Origin of the sequence: Streptomyces akebiae (assembly GCF_019599145.1) — a bacterium.
In the GTDB taxonomy this organism is placed as follows: domain Bacteria; phylum Actinomycetota; class Actinomycetes; order Streptomycetales; family Streptomycetaceae; genus Streptomyces; species Streptomyces akebiae.
Genome location: NZ_CP080647.1, coordinates 2,905,198 through 2,921,850, shown reverse-complemented (window position 1 = coordinate 2,921,850; position 16,653 = coordinate 2,905,198). Strand labels below are relative to the sequence as shown.

Below are 16,653 nucleotides of genomic sequence, written 5' to 3'. Positions count from 1 at the left end.
CGCCTGTCACCCCGCCTTCCGGACCGCCCGCCGGACCTCCCGTCGAACCCTCTGCCGGACCGCCCGTCGGACCGCTTTCGCCGAAGTCGCTCGCACCCGAGTCCACGTCGCTTCCCCTCCTGAGCCGTCCTGAGCCGTCCTGATTCGTCCCGAGCCGTCTTGAGCCGTCCGAGGCGTTTCGAGCCGTCCCGAGTCGTCCCGAACCGTCCCTCCGCGCGCCCTCCGCAGCCGGAGGCGCCCGCGTGAATCCGTCGTTACGTTCTCTTGACGCCTGCTGTGTGACCGGTCACAATCCTGGCATGAATGTGACCGGTCACACAAGGCGCCCGGCGAGCATCCGGGACGTCGCGACCGCCGCCGGGGTCTCGTACCAGACGGTCTCGCGGGTGATCAACGACCACCCCAGCGTCAAGCCGTCGACGCGGGACCGCGTGCTGGCGGCCATCGACGAGCTGGGCTTCCGGCGCAACGCCACCGCGCTCGCGCTGGCCAGCGGGCGTACCCGGGCCGTGACCGTGCTGACCGCGAACACCACGCACTACGGCTACGCCTCGATCCTCCAGGGCATCGAGGAGGCGGCGCGGGCGGCGTCGTACGCGGTCGGCATCGGAGTCCTGGAGTCGGCGGACGAGGCCGCGGTAGCCGCCGAGGTGCAGCGCGCGGCGGACGCGGGCGGCGGTCTCATCGTGATCGCCTACGATCCGGCCGGGGTCGCCGCCCTCGCGGCCGTGCCCACCGAACTGCCGGTCGTGGGCGTGGTGGAGACGCCCGCGGCCCCGCCCGGTGGCGATCGCCCCTGGGTGTGGACCGACGACCGCGAGGCCGCCTACGAGGCGACCCGCCACCTCCTCTCGCTCGGTCACGAGACCGTGCACTACGTCGCGATCCCGTCCAGCACCCGGCGGACCAGTGCCCGTACCACCGGCTGGCGGCAGGCGCTCAAGGAGGCCGGGGCCCCCGAACCCCGTCCGGTACAGGGAAGTTGGGGCCCGGCGGGCGGTCACGCGGCCGGTCTCCGGCTGGCCGGGGACCCGGCGGTCACCGCGATCCTCTGCGGCAACGACGACCTCGCGCTCGGTGTGCTGCGCGCGCTCCACGAAGCCGGGCGGTCCGTACCCGGGGAGGTCAGCGTCGCCGGGTTCGATGACGCCCCGCACTCCGCCTATCTGACCCCGTCCCTCACGACGGTGCGCCTGGACTTCACCGGCCTCGGTCGGGCCGCGTTCGCCCTGCTGCACGGGGTGGTGGAGGAGTCCGCGCGGATCGCCCCGCACCCCGTCTCCGTACCGGAACTGGTGGTGCGGGAGAGCGTCGGGCCCCCGCCCGCGAAGCCCTGACCCCCCGGTCGCCCCGAGCCGCCCCCCCCGAAAGTCCACTGGCACTTCGCCCGAACTCCCCGCCCGAGCACAGCTGTTCCGCATCCTGCCCTGCCCTGAACCACCTGTTGTTCTCGAAAGGCACGTGATGAAAACAAGAGCTCTCCCGACGCTGGCCCTCATATGTGCCCTCGGCCTGGCCGCCACCGCGTGCAGCGACCCCACGGCCGGGGCGTCGGGCACGGACTCGGACACGAAGCGGACGGCCGTCGATCCCACCGCCCGGCTCGACGGCGTGAAGCTGACCATGTGGACCGCGCAGAACACGGTCACCGCGCCCCGGCAGGTCATCGACGCCTTCGAGAAGGCCACCGGCGCCGAGGTGGAGACCCAGGCGGTCCCGGACCCCTACGAGTCGAACGTGCCGACCAAGCTGGCCTCGGGCGACCGCCCCGACCTGATGTTCTGGCAGCCCTCCGTCTCCACGCTGCCCTTCATCCAGCCGCAGCAGAACCTGCTCACCCTCGATGGCGAGGAGTGGGTCTCCAAGCTGGGCGACACGGAGAAGTCGCTCGGGGTCATCGACGGCAAGCGGTACGCGGCCATCGTCACCAGCCCCGCCATGCTCGGCGTCTACTACAACAAGGACGTCTTCAAGCAGGCCGGCATCGCCGAGAAGGACTTCCCGAAGTCGTACGACGAACTCCTCGCGCTCGGTCACCGAGTGGTCGACGACACGGACGCGGCCGCCTTCTACGAGGCCGGCGGCGACAAGTGGCCCCTCCAGTGGCAGATGCAGGTGCAGCTCACCGACCTCGACCAGCAGTGGTGGACGGACCTCAACGCGAACAAGGAGAAGTGGACCGACCCCGTCGTCGTCGACGCGATCAAGAAGTACAAGGAGAAGCTGCTCGGCGCCGGACTCGCCCAGAAGAACTACCGGACGGGCACCTTCACCGGGCAGGCCGACGCCCTGTGGAAGGGCGAGGCGGGCATGGTCCTCAACGTCACCTCCTTCCAGAGCCAGTTGCAGGCCAAGTACTCCACGGCGGAGATCGACAAGAGGATCGGCTGGTTCCCGATCGCCAACTCCGCCGCCACCGGCCTGTATTCGCCCGACCAGACCAACGGTGTGGTCGCCTTCAGGACGGGTGACGACAAGCGGCAGAACGCGGCCCGGCAGTTCCTCGCGTTCTGGCTCGGCCCCGACTACGCCGACTACATCAAGGCGATGAAGATCCCGTCCGTGCAGCCGTCCGTGCCGACTCCGGACGGCCTGCCGGAGGCATCGAAGGCCCAGGTCAAGGCCCTTCCCACGGCCATCGGTGTCTTCCAGGCCAAGGCGATCGTCGCCCCGGACACCCACCTCTACCTCGCCGACATGCTCTTCGACAAGAAGAGCCCGCAGCAGGTCGCCCAGGCCATCCAGGACCAGTTCGCGCAGGTGGCCAAGGCCCAGGGCGCGCCCGGTTTCTAGCCGGGGCGAGAGACAGGGCTCTTCGATGGCGGACACGGCCGTACGTACACGCAAGCAGGCACCCACGAGAGGCGAACCCCGGCGGGTGGGGCGGCTGCCCCGGGCCGCCGTGCACCACCCCTGGTGGTTCGCGCTCCCCGCGATCGTCGTCTTCGCGGGCTTCTTCCTGGTGCCCAACCTGCTCAACTTCTACTACCCGTTCACCAACTGGTCCTCGTACCACGCGGACATCGCCTTCACCGGCCTCGACAACTTCACGACCATCGCCGACGACGGCACCCTCGTGCGGGCGATCCGCACCACCCTGCTGTACGCCCTGCTCGCGGCTGTCTTCCAGAACGCCTTCGGGCTGGTGCTGGCGCTGCTGCTGGAGGACGACACCCGCTTCAACCGGTTCTTCCGTGCCGTCTTCTTCCTGCCGGTGCTCATCTCGGCCCTCGCCACGGGGTACGTCTTCCAGGCGCTCCTCGACCAGGACGGCGCCGTCAACGCGGTCCTGGGCACCGACATCCCCTGGCTGGGCTCGACGACCTGGACCCTCGTCGTGGTCACGCTCATCCACGGCTGGAAGTGGATGGGCCTGTCGATGCTGATCTATCTGGCGGGGCTGAAGGGCATCCCGGGCGACATGCTCGAAGCCGCGCGGATGGACGGGGCCGGGCCCTGGCGGACCTTCTGGTCGGTGCGCTGGCCGATGCTCGCCCCCGCCCTCACCTTCAACGTCACCACGGCGCTCATCGGCTCGATGAACACCTTCGACATCGTGCAGGCCACCACCGGCGGCGGGCCGGCCGCTTCCACCGAGGTCTTCAACATCTACATGTTCCGGATCTTCGGACAGGGCCTGTACGCGCAGGCGTCGGCGATGAGCCTGGTGCTCTTCCTGGTGGTGGTGGCCGTCGCGATTCCGCTGGTCATCGGGTTGCGCCGAAGGGAGCAGCTGCTGTGAGCACGGTGATGTGGCGCTACGGCCGCCCGGCTCTCGTCCTCCTCCTCGCCGGGCTCGCCGTCGGCGTCCCCCTGTGGCTGGTCCTCGTCACCTCGGCCAAGCCGCAGGCCGAGGCCATCCGGCCGAACCTCGACCCGCCGGCGCACTGGCAGCCCGGCGCCAACTACGAGGACGCCGTGGCCCAGGGCGAGATGCTGCGCGGTCTCCTCAACTCGCTGCTGGTGGTGGTCCCTTCGGTGGTCCTCGTGCTGATCCTCGGCGCGGGCGCCGCCTGGGTCTTCGCCCGCCGGAAGTCGAGGCTCGTCTCGGCGGCGTACGCGCTGTGCATCAGCGGCCTGCTGCTGCCGCCGGCGGTCATCACCATCGTGATGGAGCTGCGGCAGCTCGGCCTGGCGGGCACCCGGCCCGGGATGATCGCCGTGTACACCGGGATGTACCTCTCCACGTCGATCTTCTTCATGACGGGCTTCATCCGCGCCATCCCCATGGAACTGGAGGAAGCGGCCCGCATCGACGGCGCGAAGCCGTTCCGGATCTTCGCCCGGATCGTCCTTCCCCTGCTCCGGCCTGTCATCGCCACCGCGACGATCATGGTGATGCTCTACGCCTGGAGCGACATCTTCTACGCCTTCTTCGTCCTCGGCGGCGGCGACCGGGCGACCCTCCCGCTCAACCTCTACAAGGTCGCGAGCGCCCAGCTCTACCTCAACAACTGGCATCTCGTCTTCGCGTACGTCGTGGTGATGAGCCTGCCGATGGTCGCCGTCTTCCTCGTCGGCCAGCGAAAGATCGTGTCCGGAATCACCAGTGGAGCCGTCAAATGACCGGAGGTCCAGTCGCGTGATCACCCCCACCCGCACGAGAGCCCGCACCCGGAACCGGACCAGGTCCCGAACGAGAACTGCCCTGGTCACAGCACTACTTGGAGTCACCGTCATGGCAGGCACCCTCCCCGCCACCGGATCGTCCGCGGCGGCCGCCGCCGATCCGCAGCGCCTCACCGTCGACCTCTCCGCCTCCGAGGGGCCGGTGATGCGCGGCGCCAACGGCGCGCTGTACGGGCTCAGCGACGACGGGGTGCCCAGTGACGCGGCCCTCGCACCGCTGAAGATCACCAGCATCTCGCAGAAGCCGGAGGGCGGCGCCCAGCACCCCAACGGCGACGCGCTCACCGTCTCCAGGTCCTTCTTCCGCAACGGCGGCGGCGAGGTCCTGGTGATGATGCAGGACGTCTATCCCAAGTGGCCCTACGACGACCTCGGCATCGACGACTACCTCCCCAAGGTCGACAAGATCACCAAGGAGGTGTCGGCGGACCCGAACAGCGACCGCTTCGTCTACATCCCCTTCAACGAACCGGACCTCATCTGGTACGGCCTCAACGCCTCCGACCCGGCGCAGTACGAGGCCAACCGCGACCGGTTCCTCCGCGACTGGAAGACGGTCTACCAGCGCATCCGCGCCATCGACCCCGACGCAACCATCGCCGGCCCCAACGAGTCCGGCTACCACTCCCGTCTGATCACCGACTTCCTCACCTTCGCCAAGCGCGAGAACGTCCTGCCCCAGATCATGACCTGGCACGAGCTGGGCTCCGGCTCGCTGCGCGACTTCCAGGGCCACTACGACAACTACCGTTCCATCGAGCGGCAGTTGGGCATCGAGCCCCTGAAGATCAACATCGACGAGTACGCCAACCGCCGCGACCTCTCCGTCCCGGGCCAACTCGTCCAGTGGGTCTCGATGTTCGAGCGCAACAAGGTGTACGCCAACCAGGCCTACTGGGACGCGGCCGGCAACATGGACGGCAACGTCGTCCGCTCCAACATCCCCAACGGCGGCTGGTGGTTCTTCCGCTGGTACGCGGGCCTGACCGGGAACACCGTCAAGGTCACCCCGCCGCAGGCGAACACCATCGACACCCTCCAGGGCCTCGCCTCCCTCGACACCTCCCGCCGCCAGGCCCAGGTCCTGCTCGGCGGCTCCGCCGGCGACGCGGACGTCGTGGTCCGGAAGGTCCCCCGGTCCCTCTTCGGGCGCACGGTCACCGCGACCGTCGCCGAGGCCGCCTGGTCCGGCTACGAGGGACAGCACGCCGCCCCGCGCGTCCTGACCCGTACGAAGGTGAGGGTCGCGGACGACGGCACGGTGACCGTCCCGCTGCGCGGCCTGCACAAGATGTCCGCCTATCGCGTCGTCCTCACCCCGGGCGGCTCCGGCACCCCGGCCACCCCGTCCGTCCCTTGGACCGCCTCCTACGAGGCCGAGGACGCCGCGATCACCGACGGCAAGGTCTACACCCAGGGCACCGTCAGCAACGCCAACGGCTACGCGGCCTCCGGCACCAAGGACGTCGGCTCGCTCAACCAGCCCGGCAGCAAGGTCGACTTCACCGTGTCGGTGCCGAAGGACGGCACGTACGACCTGGCGATCCTGTACGGCAACCAGTCCGGGACCCCGGCCACGCAGAAGCTGATCGTCGACGGCGGCGACCCGGTCACCGTCACCTACCCCTCCACCGAGAACTGGACCTACCGCGCCAAGAAGGACCTCACCGTCCGACTCACGGCGGGCACCCACCAGTTGACCCTGGCCAAGGGCGACACCGAGGTCACCCTCGACCGGATCGACCTCACCGCCCGCACCGCCGAACCCTCCGCCTCCTACGAGGCCACGCTCGCCGACATCAGCGGGAAGCCGTCGTACGACTACACCTCGTCGGCGGGTGTCGGCACCGGCGCGCTCGGCTTGCGCTCCGGCGACAAGGCGGTCTTCGACGTGTACGCCCCGCGCGACGGCTACTACCGGGTGGTGCCCCGGGCGTCCGCGCCGGTGACGCTCGCCCTGCACGGGCAGTCGGTGGCGGCGGTGCCCGACCGGCCGCTGCGGCTGTACCTCGTGGCGGGCAACAACCGGATCACCGCCACCGCCAAGCACACCGCAATCCGCTCGCTCGACGTCACGGGCGCCGGCTCGACCACCGGGACCCTGACGTACGAGGGCGCCACGGCCACCCTCGCCGGCGGGGCCAAGCTCGTCGACTCCCGCTACGCCTCGGCCGGTTCGTACATCGGCTGGCTCGGCAACAGCGCGGACTCCACCGCCGGGTTCACGGTGAACGCCCCCACCTCCGGCCGCTACGTCCTGGTCGTCCATTACGCGCACAACGACCGCCGCGACAACGGCCACGCCTACAACACCGACATCATGTCCCGCACGGCGGACATCACGGTCGGGGACGGTGAACCGCGCACGGTCACCTTCAAGAACACCTGGGGCTGGGACGACTACTGGACCGTGGGCGTCCCCGTCGACCTGAAGAAGGGGGCCAACAAGGTCACCTTCGGCAACCCGGGTGCCTGGGCGCCGAACATCGACCGGATCGAGGTGGGCCGGGTCGTGGGCTAGCCAGGACACACACCGGACCTCGGCCGCCGGTGGGGGAGCGCCCCCGCCCGGTGGCCGAGGTCCGGTGCGTTCCGGGTCCTCAGGCCCGGTCGACCTCGGCCCGCAGCGCGTTGTAGTCGGCGAACGCGGACTCGACGTCGGCCGGGGTCAGCCCGTAGCGGGCCAGGTCGTAGCGGTGCGGCCGGCTGCCCTTGGAGCGGGTCGCGGCCTCCGGGAGCCGGGCGGCGTCGGCCTCGGTCCAGCGGGCGCCGATCGCCTCGTACAGCTTCGGGGCGCCCGCGGCCGGGTCGGTGCCGAGCGAGGAGTACGGCACGTCCACCACCGCCTCGCGGGGGAGGTCGGCACGGGCCGCGAGGCCTCGCCGTACCGACCGGCTCAGCAGGTCCAGCCAGGTGGCGCCGAGCCGACGCAGATCGACCTCGCGCCGGGAGATGACCATACCGACCTCGACCAGGCTGCAGAAGGACGCGACCGCGGCTGCCGGATCGCGGTGGGTCCACACCAGCGTGGCGTCGGGGAACACCTTCATCAGCGCGTCCAGGTTCGCGGTGTGGAAGGGGGACTTGAGGATCCACCGGCGGCGCGGACGGCCGTACTGCAGGACCTGGAACGCCTGCTTGAGACGGCGGTAGTCGGGCACGAAGTCGCGCTCGAAGTGCCAGGCGTGGTACGCGGGTATGCGGGCCTGGGACAGCGGCACCGGGGCGTGCGGCAGGAGGAACGTGCACTCCTCCGGGCCCTCGGCGGTCATGGGGTGGATGTCGCGGAAACGCGGGTTCAGCAGATGGGTACCGTCGAGCACGCGCCGGGCCGCGGTGATCCGCTTGCGCCGCTCCCTGGGCGAGGGTTCGAGGTCGGGCGCCAGCAGCTCCCACAGCAGGGGGCAGCGGTGGTCGTCCGAGAGGGAGAGCACCCCGTGGGTGAGCGTGGTCGCGGTGCGCGGCAGACCCACCACGAACACGGGCCTGTCGACGGGCTCTTCCTCGATGGCGGGGTTCTCGGCGATCAGCCGCCGGACGCGGGCCCGGTTGGTGAGATGCCTGCGGACGTGCGCCTGCGCGGACTGCCAGCCGACCGGGGCGAGATCCTCGTCCTTCGCCCACTCCCGCAGCAGGAACCGGAAGCTCTCGACGAGCTCCTCGTCCCCGTCCCACCCCCGGTCGCCGCCGACCCGGCCGGCTCTGTCGGCGATCCGGTCGAACACCCGGTCCGGATCGCGGCGGGAGCCGAGTGTGGGCCCGAGTAACAGGTTGGCCAGCTTCAGGGGGACGGGGGCGGAGGACATCGAGGTTTCCCTTCGCAGCGGGTCGGGTGCGGGCGGTCCGCCGGGGTGGCCGGACCGCCGCTGATCATCCTGTCGCCCCGGCCACTTCCGGCGTCCCCGGGGGTGGGGTCGCGCCCGCCCCGTCGCCGTAGCGCGTCCGCAGCTCCGACAGCACACCGGAGACCGCCGCCGTGAGCGGCACCGCCAGGAGCATGCCGAGGATGCCGGCGATGGAGGCGCCCGCCGTCAGGGCCAGCAGGATCGCCGCCGGGTGCATCTGCACGGTCCGGCTGTGGATCATCGGCTGCAGCACGTTCCCTTCGATGAGCTGCACCGCGAAGACGACCCCCACCGCCCACAGCGCCGTCACCAGGCCGCGGTCCGCGAACGCGACGAGGATGGCCACCGCGCCCGAGAGGAAGGCGCCGAGGTACGGGATGTACGCGCCGACGAACACCAGCGCGCCGAGCCCCACGGCGCCCGGCACCTGCAGGATCAGCAGGCCGACGGCGATCAGGGCGCCGTCGATGAAGGCGATGAGCGTCGTCCCGCGCATATAGCCCTCGATGGCCCGGAACGCGCGCCGGGCCATCACCTCCAGGGTGTCACCGGTGCCACGCGGCGCGAGCGAGTGCAGGGAGGCGACCGCCTTGTCGGAGTCCCGCAGGAAGAAGAACATCAACAGCATCGCCAGCACCGCGCTGGCCACGAACCCACTGACCGCGCTGACCCCGGTGAGCACCCCGGAGGCCGCGGTGCCGCCGAACTTCGACAGCAGCTCCCTGGCGTTCTTCGCGAGGTCGTCCAACGACGTCCCCGCCGGCCCGAACTCATTGCTGAGTGACTTCGCCGCGTCCCTGAGCGACGAGATGATCTGGTCACCGGTGTCGATCAGCGCGGCCACCACGATGTACGCGGCCCCGCCCATCACCACGATCACGGCCGCGCAGGTCAGCCCGGCGGCCAGGGACCTGTTGAACCGCATCGCCACCAGCCGCCGGTACAGCGGGCCGAGCAGTGCCGTACCGAGCAGCGCGATCAGCACGGGCGTGACCGCCGTCTGGAACGTCACACAGATCCACACGCCCACGTAGACGACACCCGTCACCAGCAGCGTGAGCGCGCTCCACACGGCGATGTGCCGCGCGGGTCCCGGCAGGAAACCACGGGGGGCGACCGGCTCGGACGGCGCCGCCACCGCCCTCGGCGCCTCCCCGTAGCCCCCGTGTCCGCCGGAGCCGCCGTATCCACCGGTGGTACGTATCGTCGTCCGCGTCCGATGAACCGGTCTGCGCGCGGGCCCTCTCCCACGACCAGGCCGTCCCCCGCGTACTGCGCGAGAGTCTCCCGTACGGCTGTTCATCCCCTGTCATCTCCACTCACTCAGAGGTCGCGCACACCCCCTGAGGATCATGGGATGGCCGTGGCGGAACAGCGTAGACCGGGTCGCCGAGGCGCTGTCTCCGGGAGGTGGTCTCCCCGGACTGCGGGTGTTTACTCGGCGATCGGCAAGGTAGCCCCGTCCCGCAGGAAAACGGGAATCCGCTCCAGAGGAGCATCGACGGTCACCGACCGACCCCCCTCGTACGTCTCCCCGCTCCACGCGTCGGCCCACCGCGCCCCCGCCGGAAGGTAGACCGTCCAGCTCCGCGCCCCCGCCTCCAGCACCGGCGCCACCAGCACATCGCGCCCGAACAGATACGCGTCGTCCACGGACCACGTCCGCTCGTCCTCGGGGAACTCCAGGAACAGCGGCCGCATCACCGGCAGCCCCTCCTCATGGGCCTCCCGCATCACCCGCAGCACATACGGCTTCAGCCGCTCCCGCAGCCGCAGGTACGCCTCCAGGATCGCCCCGGCCTCCTCCCCGTACGACCAGACCTCGTTGGGCCCGCCGGTCATGGCCGGCCCGAGCGGCATCCCGGGCTCACGGAACCCGTGCAGCCGCATCAGCGGGGAGAACGCCCCGAACTGGAACCAGCGGACCATCACCTCGCGGTACGCCGGATCGTCGGGGTCGCCCCCGTGGAAGCCGCCGATGTCCGTGTTCCACCACGGGATGCCGGACAACGCCGTGTTGAGCCCCGCCGCGATCTGCCGCCGCAGGGTCGGGAAGTCGGTCCCGATGTCACCGGACCACAGCGCGGCCCCCCACCGCTGACTGCCCGCCCACGCCGAACGGTTGAGGGAGACGATCTCCTCCTCACCGGCCGCCCGCAGCCCCTCGTAGAAGGTGCGCGCGCTCTCGGCCGGGTAGATGTTGCCGACCTCCAGACCGGGCCCCGCCCAGTAGCGCAGGTTCTCCTGGAAGCCCGGCTTGATCTCCGGCTCGCATGCGTCCAGCCAGAACGCCTTGATGCCGTACGGCTCCAGATAGTTCTCCTTCACCCGCGACCACACGAACTCCCGGGCCTCCGGGTTCGTCGCGTCGTAGAAGGCCACCTGAACCGTCGAGGCGACCTCCTTGTCCGGCCAGTCGGCGTGCGCCATCGGGCCGTACTGGGTGCCGATGAAGTACCCGCGCTGCTCCATCACAGGGTGGTTCTCGCTCAGCGGCGACACCGACGGCCACACGGACACCACCAGCTTGATGCCCAGCTCGTCCAGCTCCCGGACCATGGCCGCCGGGTCGGGCCACTCGGCCGGGTCGAACTTCCACTCGCCGAGGTGCGTCCAGTGGAAGAAGTCGCACACGATGACGTCGATGGGCAGGCCCCGCCGCTTGTACTCCCGTGCCACGGCGAGGAGTTCGTCCTGGGTGCGGTAGCGCAGCTTGCACTGCCAGAACCCGGCCGCCCACTCCGGCAGCATCGGCGTACGGCCCGTCGCCGCGCTGTAGCGGCGCTGCGCGTCGGCCGGATCGCCCGCGGTGATCCAGTAGTCGATCTGCCGGGCCGAGTCCGCGACCCAGCGGGTGCCGTTGCCGGCCAGCTCGACGCGGCCGATCGCCGGGTTGTTCCACAGCAGGGTGTAGCCACGGCTGGAGGTCAGCACCGGGATGCCGACCTCCGCGTTGCGCTGCACCAGGTCCAGCACCAGCCCCTTCTGGTCGAGCCGCCCGTGCTGATGCTGCCCGAGGCCGTACAGCTTCTCGTCGTCGTACGCGGCGAAGCGCTGCTCCAGGCGGTGGTGGCCGTTGCCGACGGCCGTGTAGAGACGCGAGCCGGGCCACCAGAAGTGGGCGCGGGCCTCCGACAGCAGCTCGCTGCCGTCGGCCGTGCGGCTGTAGCGGATCAGGCCCTCCGCGTTCACCTCGACGGTGAGCGCGCCGACGACCAGCCGCCCCAGCCCGTCCTCGATCTTGACGCTGCTCTCGGTGTACTCGGCCTCGTCGAGCAGGGCACCCGGCAGCCCGTCGAGCACCGGACCGCCGAGGCGGGCGCGGACCCGTACGGCGTCCGGGCCCCAGGGCTCGATCCGCAGGGTCTCCTGACGTCCGCTCCACTCCAGGGCACCGTCCCGCTCACGGAACGTGCCGACGGTGGGGGAGGACTGGGCGAGGCTGACCGCACCCGTCGGGGTCTGGTTCTCGGCAGGCTGATTCACGAGGGGTCTCCTGGAAGGGAGGGGTGAACGGAGGGGTGAAGGAAGACGGGAGGAGAGCGCGGGAGCAGAGGGGAGGCCGTACGGCGGCTTCCGTACGGCGCGGTCGGTGGGCGATACGGCGCGGTCGGTGGGCGATGGCTTGCGTGCGAGCTCGGCTCGCGTACGGCGTCGGCTCAGCCGGTGTGGGACAGCGGCCCGGTGCTCGCGCGGACCGTCAACTCGGGGGCGAGGAGCACCACTTCGTCGGTGTCCCGGCCCTCCAGCTTGGCGATCAGCTGCTCCACGGCCCGGCGGCCCATCTCCTGGGCGGGGATCGCCACGGACGTCAGCCGCACCGAGGCCTGTACAGCGACCTGGTCCGGGCAGACCGCGATCACCGAGACGTCCTCCGGCACCGCGCGTCCCTGCTGCCGCAGCAGCGCGAGGAGCGGTTCCACCGCGGACTCGTTCTGCACGACGATCCCGGTGGTGCCGGGCCGTTCGTCGAAGATCCGGGCCAGGGTCGCGGACATCGCGTCGTAGCCGCCCTCACAGGGGCGGTGCAGCACGCGCAGGCCCAACTCCCGCGCGCGGGAACGCAGTCCGTCGAGGGTGCGCTCGGCGAAACCGGTGTGCCGTTCGTACACCGCGGGTGCCTCGCCGATGACCGCGATGTCGCGGTGGCCGAGCATCGCCAGATGCTCCACGCACAACGCGCCCGTCGCGCCGAAGTCGAGGTCGACACAGGTCAGGCCGCTGGTGTCGGCCGGCAGTCCGATGAGCACCGACGGCTGGTCGGTGCCGCGCAGCAGCGGCAGCCGCTCGTCGTCGAGCTCCACGTCCATCAGGATCATCGCGTCGGCCAGTCCGCTGCCCGTGACCCGGCGCACCGCGTCCGGGCCCTCCTCACCGGTGAGCAGCAGGACGTCGTAGCCGTACGTACGGGCGGTGGTGGCCACCGCGATGGCGATCTCCATCATCACCGGGACGTACATGTCGGTACGCAGCGGGACCATCAGGGCGACGATGTTCGACTTGTTGCTCGCCAGGGCGCGGGCCCCCGCGTTCGGGTGGTAGCCGAGCTCCTGGATGCTCCGCTCGACCCGCTGCCGGGTGCCGGCGGAGATGGACCGCTTGCCGCTGAGGACATAGCTCACCGTGCTCGCCGAGACTCCGGCGTGCTGGGCGACCTCGGCGAGGGTGACCATCCAGCTCTCCAAGCGTGTTTAAGCGCTTCGACAGCGCGCTGTCTCTGAACAAGGGCGAGTGAGGATGGCTCGACACTAGCTCGGTGGTGGGTGGGTGTCCATAGGTTGTCGAAGCGCTTCGATTATTGGCGCGGCGCGCACGAGTGTGGTGAGGGTGTGTGGTGGCGGCTGCGGGTCCGTGGGGGCTTCTCGCGCAGTTCCCCGCGCCCTTCCGGGCGCCCCTGACATTTCCAGTTTAGGACCGACGGCAACTTCGGGAGGGGGCGGCGGCGACCAGGACCCGTACGCACCGCCCCCGGAAGGAACCGCATGCAGCACCGTCGCCCCCGCCTGACCCGAACCGCCAAGATCGGCGCGGCCGTCGTCACCGCACTCGCCGTCGGGGCCTCCGTGACCGTGGCGATGGCGGGGGAGGAGGCCAAGAAGTGCACGGACTTCGACACGATCACGCTCGGCAAGTACTACGTGAACAACAACGTCTGGAACCGCGAGAAGGCCACCGGCACCCAGTGCGTCTGGGACAACTCCCGATCGGGCTCGACCATCTCGTGGGGCACCAGCTACAGCCTGGCCAACAGCGCCACGGGCAAGGACCACGACGTCAAGTCGTACGCGAGCAGCGTGCTCGGCTGGCACTGGGGCTGGAAGACCGACAAGGCGGCCACCCAGCTGCCCGTCCGGGTCGGTGACCGCAAGCCGGTGCGGACCGGCTGGGAGTTCTCGGTCAGCTCGAACCCCGGCACCATGAACGTCGCCTACGACCTGTGGCTGCACTCCAAGGACACCGCCGACTGGCAGGACCAGCCCACCGACGAGGTCATGATCTGGCTCAACCGACAGGGCGGAGCGGGCCCGCTCGGCACCAAGTACGGGAGCGTCAGCCTCGGCGGAGCCATGTGGGACATCTACACCGGTGACATCGGCTGGAAGGTGTTCTCCTTCGTCCGCCGCGCCAACACCACCAAGGCGACCCTGAACCTGGACGACTTCACCCAGGCCCTGGTCCGCCGCAAGCTGCTGAGCAACGACAAGTACGTCTCCGGCATCGAGGCGGGCACCGAGGTCTTCAAGGGCACGGGGCGCCTCGACACGAAGGCGTACTCGGTGAACATCGGCTGAGCGCCGAGCGGTGGGGAGGTGGGCGGCTGGGCGCTCGGCTTCCGAAGAGTGCGGGAGGGGGCGGACGGGGCGCGGGAGGGGGCGGAAGAGAGCCGATCGCGCACGCGAGGGGTGGCGGGGGCACTCCGGATCGGGTACCAACGATCGAGTAGCACCCATTGGTAACCAATCAGGTACCCATCCGGTACAAGATCCCGATTCGCGGCGAGGTGAGCCTCATGTCCGCCCCACCCCTCAAGAAGCCCGTCGTCACCGAACGTGAGGCCCGCCAGGTGGCGGAGGCCGCCCGCGAGCAGGCCTGGCGCAAGCCCAGCTTCGCCAAGGAACTGTTCCTGGGCCGGTTCCGCCTCGACCTCATCCACCCCCACCCGCTCCCCACCGACGAGGCCGTACGGCGCGGCGAGCAGTTCCTGAACAAGCTCCGCGCCTTCTGCGAGACGAAGGTCGACGGGGCCCTGATCGAGCGCGAGGCCCGGATCCCCGACGAGGTGATCAACGGCCTCAAGGAACTCGGCGCCCTCGGTATGAAGATCGACCCCAAGTACGGCGGTCTCGGCCTCACCCAGGTGTACTACAACAAGGCCCTGGCCCTGGTCGGCTCGGCCAGCCCGGCCATCGGCGTGCTGCTCTCGGCGCATCAGTCGATCGGCGTACCGCAGCCGCTGAAACTGTTCGGCACCCCCGAGCAGAAGGAGAAGTTCCTCCCGCGCTGCGCCCGTACCGACATCAGCGCCTTCCTCCTCACCGAACCCGACGTCGGCTCCGACCCCGCCCGACTGGCCACCTCGGCGGTGCCGGACGGCGACGACTACGTCCTCGACGGCGTGAAGCTCTGGACCACCAACGGCGTGGTCGCCGACCTCCTGGTCGTCATGGCACGCGTGCCCAGGTCGGAGGGCCACAAGGGCGGCATCACCGCCTTCGTCGTGGAGACCGACTCGCCCGGCGTCACCGTCGAGAACCGCAACGCCTTCATGGGCCTGCGCGGCATCGAGAACGGCGTCACCCGCTTCCACCAGGTGCGGGTCCCCGCCGCGAACCGCATCGGCCCCGAGGGCGCGGGCCTGAAGATCGCGCTGACCACTCTCAACACGGGCCGTCTCTCCCTGCCCGCGTCCTGCGTGGCCGCCGGCAAGTGGTGCCTCAAGATCGCCCGCGAGTGGTCCACCGCCCGTGAGCAGTGGGGCAAGCCGGTCGCGCATCACGAGGCGGTCGGTCAGAAGATCTCCTTCATCGCGGCGACCACCTTCGCCCTGGAAGCGGTGCTGGACCTCTCGTCCCAGATGGCCGACGAGGACCGCAACGACATCCGCATCGAGGGCGCCCTCGCGAAGCTCTTCGCCTCCGAGATGGGCTGGAAGATCGCCGACGAGCTGGTCCAGATCCGCGGCGGCCGGGGCTTCGAGACCGCCGACTCCCTCCGGGCCCGCGGCGAACGGGCCGTCCCCGCCGAGCAGATCCTGCGCGACCTGCGCATCAACCGGATCTTCGAAGGCTCCACGGAGATCATGCACCTGCTGATCGCCCGTGAGGCCGTGGACGCCCACCTCACCGTGGCCGGCGACCTCATCGACCCGGAGAAGTCCCTGACCGACAAGGCGAAGGCGGGCGCGAACGCGGGCGTCTTCTACGCCAAGTGGCTGCCCAAACTGGTCGCCGGACCGGGCCAACTCCCGCGCACCTACGGCGACTTCCACCCAGCGGGGCACCCCGACCTCGCGACCCACCTGCGCTACGTCGAGCGCAACGCCCGCAAGCTGGCCCGCTCCACCTTCTACGCCATGTCCCGCTGGCAGGGCCGGATGGAGACCAAACAGGGCTTCCTGGGCCGGATCGTCGACATCGGCGCCGAACTCTTCGCGATGAGCGCGGCCGTCGTCCGCGCCGAACTGCTGCGCACCACGACCGACCACGGCCGCGAGGCCTACCAACTGGCCGACACCTTCTGCCGCCAGTCCCGCATCCGCGTCGAGGAACTCTTCGGCCGCCTGTGGACCAACACCGACGACATCGACCACAAGGTGGTCAAGGGTGTCCTCGGCGGCGCCTACGCATGGCTGGAGCAGGGCGTGATCGACCCCTCGGGCGAGGGCCCGTGGATCGCGGACGCGGCACCGGGCGAGAGCGAGAAGGAGAACGTCCACCGCCGCGTCCAGTGACCTGACACGTCACCCCGCGCCTCATGAAGATCGGCCCGCAGGGCCGTCTTCAGGGGCGCGGGAACTGCGCGACCAGCCCCCACCGCCCCGCACCCGCCCTGGGACAACGTCGCCGTGTCGCTCGTGTCGTTCCACACACAGGCCTTGCGGTTCTGAAACTCGGTCGCGCTCGTGTCCGTGTACTTGTGGTCGTCGAGGTCCTTCAGCACCCAGCCCTTCAGCGAGATC

General features: G+C 70.2%; 11 protein-coding genes. 7 read left to right on the top strand and 4 right to left on the bottom strand.

Annotated features, from left to right (window positions below; translation table 11 throughout):
• The first annotated feature begins 299 nt into the window (after window positions 1-299).
• The 5 genes from K1J60_RS12410 (at window position 300) to K1J60_RS12390 (ending at window position 7,150) form a co-directional block, all read left to right on the top strand.
• Complete coding sequence (locus K1J60_RS12410; protein ID WP_220646285.1) at window positions 300-1,337, top strand: LacI family DNA-binding transcriptional regulator; 1,038 nt, start codon at window positions 300-302, stop codon at window positions 1,335-1,337.
• A 127-nt stretch (window positions 1,338-1,464) separates the two neighbouring features.
• Window positions 1,465-2,793, top strand: a complete 1,329-nt coding sequence (locus K1J60_RS12405) for an ABC transporter substrate-binding protein (protein WP_220646284.1) — start codon at window positions 1,465-1,467, stop codon at window positions 2,791-2,793.
• A gap of 25 nt (window positions 2,794-2,818) precedes the next feature.
• A complete protein-coding gene (locus tag K1J60_RS12400; protein ID WP_220646283.1) occupies window positions 2,819-3,742 on the top strand; it encodes a carbohydrate ABC transporter permease in 924 nt (307 codons plus the stop codon).
• An 8-nt stretch (window positions 3,743-3,750) separates the two neighbouring features.
• Window positions 3,751-4,566 carry a carbohydrate ABC transporter permease gene (locus K1J60_RS12395; protein ID WP_220651429.1) on the top strand — a complete coding sequence of 272 codons (816 nt, stop codon included), beginning with the start codon at window positions 3,751-3,753 and terminating at the stop codon, window positions 4,564-4,566.
• A gap of 112 nt (window positions 4,567-4,678) precedes the next feature.
• Window positions 4,679-7,150, top strand: coding sequence for a CBM35 domain-containing protein (locus K1J60_RS12390; protein WP_220646282.1), 2,472 nt, complete (start codon window positions 4,679-4,681; stop codon window positions 7,148-7,150).
• Window positions 7,151-7,229: 79 nt separating this feature from the next.
• On the opposite strand, the gene K1J60_RS12385 is transcribed toward K1J60_RS12390, so the two are convergent.
• From K1J60_RS12385 to K1J60_RS12370, 4 genes are all read right to left on the bottom strand, one after another.
• Complete coding sequence (locus K1J60_RS12385) at window positions 7,230-8,435, bottom strand: sulfotransferase family protein (RefSeq protein WP_220646281.1); 1,206 nt, start codon at window positions 8,433-8,435, stop codon at window positions 7,230-7,232.
• A 64-nt stretch (window positions 8,436-8,499) separates the two neighbouring features.
• Window positions 8,500-9,777, bottom strand: a complete 1,278-nt coding sequence (locus K1J60_RS12380) for an AI-2E family transporter (protein WP_398683197.1) — start codon at window positions 9,775-9,777, stop codon at window positions 8,500-8,502.
• A 131-nt stretch (window positions 9,778-9,908) separates the two neighbouring features.
• Complete coding sequence (locus K1J60_RS12375) at window positions 9,909-11,960, bottom strand: glycoside hydrolase family 31 protein (RefSeq protein ID WP_220646280.1); 2,052 nt, start codon at window positions 11,958-11,960, stop codon at window positions 9,909-9,911.
• A 173-nt stretch (window positions 11,961-12,133) separates the two neighbouring features.
• Window positions 12,134-13,147 carry a LacI family DNA-binding transcriptional regulator gene (locus K1J60_RS12370; RefSeq protein ID WP_220646279.1) on the bottom strand — a complete coding sequence of 338 codons (1,014 nt, stop codon included), beginning with the start codon at window positions 13,145-13,147 and terminating at the stop codon, window positions 12,134-12,136.
• Between the two features lie 309 nt (window positions 13,148-13,456).
• Between K1J60_RS12370 and K1J60_RS12365 the strand changes: the two genes are divergently transcribed.
• Both K1J60_RS12365 and K1J60_RS12360 read left to right on the top strand, forming a co-directional pair.
• Window positions 13,457-14,266, top strand: a complete 810-nt coding sequence (locus tag K1J60_RS12365; protein WP_220646278.1) for a GH12 family glycosyl hydrolase domain-containing protein — start codon at window positions 13,457-13,459, stop codon at window positions 14,264-14,266.
• Between the two features lie 218 nt (window positions 14,267-14,484).
• Entirely contained in the window at window positions 14,485-16,425 is a 1,941-nt protein-coding gene (locus K1J60_RS12360; RefSeq protein ID WP_220646277.1) for an acyl-CoA dehydrogenase family protein, read from the top strand.
• Window positions 16,426-16,653 lie beyond the last annotated feature (228 nt).

Coding starts and splice junctions, on each gene's coding strand:
- K1J60_RS12410 (WP_220646285.1), top strand. CDS start 300: ATGAATGTGACCGGTCACACAAGGCGCCCGGCGAGCATCCGGGACGTC.
- K1J60_RS12405 (WP_220646284.1), top strand. CDS start 1,465: ATGAAAACAAGAGCTCTCCCGACGCTGGCCCTCATATGTGCCCTCGGC.
- K1J60_RS12400 (WP_220646283.1), top strand. CDS start 2,819: ATGGCGGACACGGCCGTACGTACACGCAAGCAGGCACCCACGAGAGGC.
- K1J60_RS12395 (WP_220651429.1), top strand. CDS start 3,751: ATGTGGCGCTACGGCCGCCCGGCTCTCGTCCTCCTCCTCGCCGGGCTC.
- K1J60_RS12390 (WP_220646282.1), top strand. CDS start 4,679: ATGGCAGGCACCCTCCCCGCCACCGGATCGTCCGCGGCGGCCGCCGCC.
- K1J60_RS12385 (WP_220646281.1), bottom strand. CDS start 8,435: ATGTCCTCCGCCCCCGTCCCCCTGAAGCTGGCCAACCTGTTACTCGGG.
- K1J60_RS12380 (WP_398683197.1), bottom strand. CDS start 9,777: ATGAACAGCCGTACGGGAGACTCTCGCGCAGTACGCGGGGGACGGCCT.
- K1J60_RS12370 (WP_220646279.1), bottom strand. CDS start 13,147: ATGGTCACCCTCGCCGAGGTCGCCCAGCACGCCGGAGTCTCGGCGAGC.
- K1J60_RS12365 (WP_220646278.1), top strand. CDS start 13,457: ATGCAGCACCGTCGCCCCCGCCTGACCCGAACCGCCAAGATCGGCGCG.
- K1J60_RS12360 (WP_220646277.1), top strand. CDS start 14,485: ATGTCCGCCCCACCCCTCAAGAAGCCCGTCGTCACCGAACGTGAGGCC.